This window comes from Limnospira sp. PMC 289.06 (assembly GCF_032350395.1).
Lineage (GTDB): Bacteria > Cyanobacteriota > Cyanobacteriia > Cyanobacteriales > Microcoleaceae > Limnospira > Limnospira platensis.
On the sequence record NZ_JARPLC010000087.1, the window covers coordinates 16,671 to 21,619 of the forward strand.

Consider the following 4,949-nt stretch of genomic DNA (forward strand, 5'->3'; position numbering starts at 1 on the left):
GAACCGGAGAACTGATAAACTGACGCACCAGGTATCTAATTAAATAACCTTGTAGGGTGCGTCAGACCAGGCGACACCGATAAGAACCGGAGAACTGATAAACTGACGCACCAGGTATCTAATTAAATAACCTTGTAGGGTGCGTCAGACCAGGCGACACCGATAAGAACCGGAGAACTGATAAACTGACGCACCAGGTATCTAATTAAATAACCTTGTAGGGTGCGTCAGACCAGGCGACACCGATAAGAACCGGAGAACTGATAAACTGACGCACCAGGTATCTAATTAAATAACCTTGTAGGGTGCGTCAGACCAGGCGACACCGATAAGAACCGGAGAACTGATAAACTGACGCACCAGGTATCTAATTAAATAACCTTGTAGTGGCATGACACGCTTAAAATAGTGCATTAGTTTGAGGAGGACGAGACCTCCTCAAACCTTGGGTAAAGATGACGCAGAGTCACTCGTGCATCTTCGGTCGTAAATTGCCAACTCACTTGGGCTCGCTTCTCATTACGCTCTTGCTGCCACGCCACTACTTCGCGTTCGAGCTTCTCGGCACTTTCTAAACGTCGCTTCAAACACTGTTGGCTCAACACCGATAACTCAGTCTCAGCTACATTGAGCCAACTGCCGTTTCGTGTTCGTGGCGTGTGAATGATCTCATGACGGCGAGCGAGAGCGTGAGCTTCGGGGGCCGGAAAGGTTTTGTAGAGAGAGGTGATGCTGTGAGTGTTGAGGTTGTCTACTTTGGGCCTGACCGGTGGCGTGCGTCTGACCTGGCGATTTAAGGCGGGTTCAACTCCATGCTCTAAGAAGCGTTTTCGGATACGTCCAACTGAGTTGCGGTGGAGATTCAGAGCCTCGGCAATGCCATTATCTGTCTAGTAGCGGGAAGCTCCTTCTCTCTCATCTGACATCAAGAGCACTTTGGCGTGCAGAATTTTTTTCGCCGGGGCGTAACCGTTCTTGCTGATGGCTTCGAGTCGCTGCCGCTGTTCTTGGTCGAGTTTGACCTGATTTTGTCTTCGACTACCCATGCGGCTTGCCTCCTTCTCCTTGATTCAATACCCTATTTTAGCAATGTCACGCCACTAGGCAAAAATGAAGCCTTATGCCTCAAGATTGATCAGGTCGTGATCACCACCAAAAAAGACAACTGGATTGGCAACCATTTCCAAGAAATCGAGGTAAAAAATGCCCTTAATGCCGTCCTAGTTGATGCTAAAGTAGACCTACCCGTTGACACCATTTTAGAGTTAATTAAACAGCAACATGACTACCAGTAAATCTCCCACAGATTACCAGATAACCATTGCTCAAATTCCCGTGCAAGTGATTCGGAAATCGATTAAAAATCTCTATATTGGAGTCTATCCCCCAGAGGGTCGGGTGCGGGTAGCTGCGCCGCTTCACTTCACTGATGATAATATCCGACTGGCGATTATCTCCCGCCTATCTTTGATTAAAAAACACCAGGCTAAATTCGCCGCCCAACCCAGTCAATCCCCGCGATAAATGGTATCCGGCGAAACTCATTATATCTTCGGTAAACGCTACGGCTTAGAATTCATAGAACGCCGAGGGAAACATGAACTTAAAATTCCCAATTCTCGGATAGTGCAATTATTCGTTAATCCCGTAACTTATCGGGACAATCGCGCCCAAGTTTTAGCCGAATGGTATCGGCAAAAAGTCCATGATACTATACCACAATTGCTGAATAAATGGCAACCCATTATCGGGGAAAATGTGACCGATTGGGGGATTAAGAAAATGCGGACTAAATGGGGGAGTTGTAATATCACTCAGCGCCGCATTTGGCTAAATTAGAACTCGCCAAAAACCCCATAGAGTGCTTGGAATATGTGGTAGTTCATGAGTTAGTACATCTCTTAGAACGTTATCATAATCACCGTTTTCAGGCTTATATGGACGAGTATCTTCCCCCATGGCGACAATATCGAGATATTCTGAACCGGGAACCCTTAGAAGACTTCTAAATCTGCCGGAACCGGAGCATAATGACCATCAACGGTCAACTGAAAACCGTCATAGTTACCATCTTGATTAAAGTACCACATAAAATCAGGGTCAGGACCGGGAGCATACCAGAGAATATCTGTGATTCCCGAACCGTTAAAGTCGCCCGCTATGGGAATATAATAACCATTAATCATGAACAAACGACTCCCATAACTACCATCTGCATGAAAGTACCACATATAATCAGGGTCAGGACCGGGAGCATACCAGAGAATATCTGTGATTCCCGAACCATTAAAGTCGCCCGCTATGGGAATATAATCACCGTTGAGAGGTAACAATGGGTCGATAAATTCCGGCGGCGGTACAGGTTCCGCTACAGTCCCATCGACTATCACCCGACTCATAAACGCATCTGACGCTCCATTATTGATTTCCCCATTTAGGTTGCCTCGAGTATAGCCCGCGATATAAATAGACCCATCAATTCTCGTGGTGAGGGCATTTGCACCGTCCCAGTCATTGCTGGCTAACAGCCTTGTCCACGCCAAAGCGCCATCAGTTTCGTATTTGGCGATAAACCCATCGGAGTAACCACGATTCATTTCCCCACCCAGGTTGCCTTGAGTCCAACCCGCCATATAAATAGACCCATCAAGGCCGGTGGTGAGGGCATTGGCTTCGTCAGGATTAGGGGTTCCCAACTGTCTTGTCCATACCAGAGTCCCATCCTCCGGTTCGTATTTGCTGATTAAGGCATTCCCGCCACGATTAAAAATTTCCTCGTTGATGTCGCCCTCGGTTAGACCAGCGACATAAATAGACCCATCAAGGCCGGTGCTGAGGGCATTAGCTGCCCCCCAACCATTGCTTCCCAACAACCTTGTCCATACCAGAGTCCCATCGGGTTCGTATTTGGCAATAAAGCCATCAGCACCACTCTGATTAATTTCCCCATTCAGGTCGCCCCAAGTCTCACCCGCCATATAAATAGACCCATCAAAGCCAGTGGTGAGGGCTCTGGCACCATCCCAATTACTGGTTCCTAACAGCCTTGTCCATGTCACAGTCCCATCGGGTTCGTATTTGCTGATAAAGGCATCCGTGCCACCATTATTTATTTCCCCACCTAGGTCGCCGTTAGTAAAGCCAGCTACATAAATGGACCCATCAAGGCCGGTGGTGAGGGCATGGGCTATTTCCGACCTATTGCTTGCTAACCGGGTTGTCCATACCTGGCTGCCATCGGGTTCATACCGGGCGAGAAATACATCGTTTTCATTACTGGGAATTTCGTATGGCTGTGCTACATTTAACGTGTTCAAACCTGTACAAAAATTATGAAAGCTTTACACAGATTGAAAAAGTATCGCATTGTCTTGGAAGACAACGGCAGTAGCCTGCAAAGCACGAAGCATAATGTTTCGTGCGCCTACCCAATCACGGGGTGCTGTATAGCCGCAATTAGGACATTTAAAAACCTTACTTCCCCCTAGTTTGTCATGGATTTGACCACAATGGTGGCAGGTTTTAGAGGTATAACTTTCGTTACAGCGTACAACTAAAACACCTTTTCTTTCTGCTTGTTGCATGAGATGTTTAGCAAATCTTTAGTGACTCCAATTTAACAAGTTTCTCACTGACTTAGAGTTGAGATTTCTACGAGACTTGAAAACCATTTTACTAGAATTAAAAGTAGGAAGAAAGATAAGTTTATAGTGATTAACTAAGAAATGAGCGACTTTCTTATGCAAATCATCGACTAGGTTACGAATCCGCTCCCGCATTCGATGATAAGCTCTACGCATTTGATATCGTTTTCGTTTAATTTTACATTGACTAATCCGGCTCATTAAAACGTCTAAATGGTAACAAAGGCGATTAATTTTGCCAATATCATTGGTAGCAAACTCAGTAATCGATTCACCATCATAACCCACTAAAAAGGAGCGCACACCAGGGTCTAAAGCTATAACCCTCTTTTGCTCTGTTGTTTCCGGCTCTTGATACTCTGGAAAACAACCATACCATTTACCCCTGGCATACTTTAGTTGTGTTCCATAAGGGCAATTCTTAGGTATAGCTTGAGGTGAAGTAAAGGTTAAACCTTTAGTTAAACGGGTATACCAAGTTCCATTCCTAAAGTTATTCACCTTGAATTTAATGATTTGAGATGGTGCTCTGCAGGACTTGAATTTGACTTGAACCCCAGCCGCATTAGCTTGTTTAAAAGCATCGAAAGCATCGGCTACTGCTTCCTGTAATTGATGTACTGGTAAAGATTTTACCCATTCCGGTTTGTCACTATTTATGACTAACTTTTGGCAGTCAAAACAGCTCCATTGATAGCCATGTTTCCAAGTGGCAATGGTATAGTTATAAATCCACCGATAAGCAGCTAACCAACGTTTCCAAACAGCGTGTAATTCTTCACAAGGATACAATCTCACCTTCCTCAATCTGTTCGGAGTCATCTTGCTTGTCTGATGACGGGGTTTCTTTTTGAAGTTCTTTACGGGCTGGTTTTTCGTACTTTCGTAGTCCGTAAATCCGAGCAGAGAAACAGTGGAGGATGGACAAGATATCGCTAACGAGTTCTTGTTCTGGAGAGAGACTCTTTTTCCTGAGAACCACGAATTCACATCCACTTTCTGCACATAACCATTCAATGAGTGGAAATCCGAAACGGACAAGCCTATCGGCGTGAGCGATGACAAGTGTGCCGATATTTCCTTCGTATATTCGTTCCAATATAGCGAGGAATTTTCGCCATTTAAAATTGAGTCCACTGCCAACTTCTGTAAGAATTTATGCTGTTGGGTATGCGCTGCGTAGAAATTCAGCCTGTCTAATGAGGTCATCCTTTTGGGAATGGGTGCTGACTCTTGTATAACAGACAATGGGGTGCGAGACGTTCAGGCATGAAATAGGGATGAGATACCCGAAATAGCTGCCTG

Annotated in this window: 5 protein-coding genes and 3 pseudogenes; 3 read left to right on the forward strand and 5 right to left on the reverse strand. The window is 45.4% G+C overall.

What is annotated here, in order from left to right:
- Nucleotides 1-413: 413 nt before the first annotated feature.
- A pseudogene (locus P5674_RS16700) lies at nt 414-1,046 on the reverse strand (hypothetical protein).
- Here P5674_RS16700 and P5674_RS16705 point away from each other — a divergent pair.
- From P5674_RS16705 to P5674_RS16715, 3 genes and pseudogenes are all read left to right on the forward strand, one after another.
- A complete protein-coding gene (locus P5674_RS16705) occupies nt 942-1,295 on the forward strand; it encodes a hypothetical protein (RefSeq protein WP_006615982.1) in 354 nt (117 codons plus the stop codon). The pseudogene P5674_RS16700 and the gene P5674_RS16705 overlap by 105 nt on opposite strands.
- Nucleotides 1,282-1,524: a YgjP-like metallopeptidase domain-containing protein gene (locus tag P5674_RS16710; protein ID WP_014277381.1), complete on the forward strand. Its 243-nt coding sequence runs from the start codon at nt 1,282-1,284 to the stop codon at nt 1,522-1,524. Before P5674_RS16705 ends, P5674_RS16710 begins: the two co-directional genes overlap by 14 nt.
- Nucleotides 1,525-2,009, forward strand: a pseudogene (locus tag P5674_RS16715) (M48 family metallopeptidase). It begins immediately after the preceding gene.
- On the opposite strand, the gene P5674_RS16720 reads toward P5674_RS16715, so the two are convergent.
- From P5674_RS16720 to P5674_RS16735, 4 genes and pseudogenes are all read right to left on the reverse strand, one after another.
- Nucleotides 1,995-3,317: an SBBP repeat-containing protein gene (locus P5674_RS16720; RefSeq protein ID WP_315670105.1), complete on the reverse strand. Its 1,323-nt coding sequence runs from the start codon at nt 3,315-3,317 to the stop codon at nt 1,995-1,997. The pseudogene P5674_RS16715 and the gene P5674_RS16720 sit on opposite strands and share 15 nt — an antisense overlap.
- Before the next feature lie 24 nt (nt 3,318-3,341).
- Nucleotides 3,342-3,590, reverse strand: a pseudogene (locus tag P5674_RS16725) (transposase); the annotation flags it as partial.
- A 12-nt stretch (nt 3,591-3,602) separates the two neighbouring features.
- The gene (locus P5674_RS16730) at nt 3,603-4,466 is read right to left on the reverse strand and encodes a transposase (RefSeq protein ID WP_231852509.1); all 864 of its coding nucleotides are present in this window, start codon (nt 4,464-4,466) and stop codon (nt 3,603-3,605) included.
- Nucleotides 4,423-4,743, reverse strand: coding sequence for a recombinase family protein (locus tag P5674_RS16735; protein ID WP_006616075.1), 321 nt, complete (start codon nt 4,741-4,743; stop codon nt 4,423-4,425). Before P5674_RS16735 ends, P5674_RS16730 begins: the two co-directional genes overlap by 44 nt.
- Between the last annotated feature and the right edge of the window lie 206 nt (nt 4,744-4,949).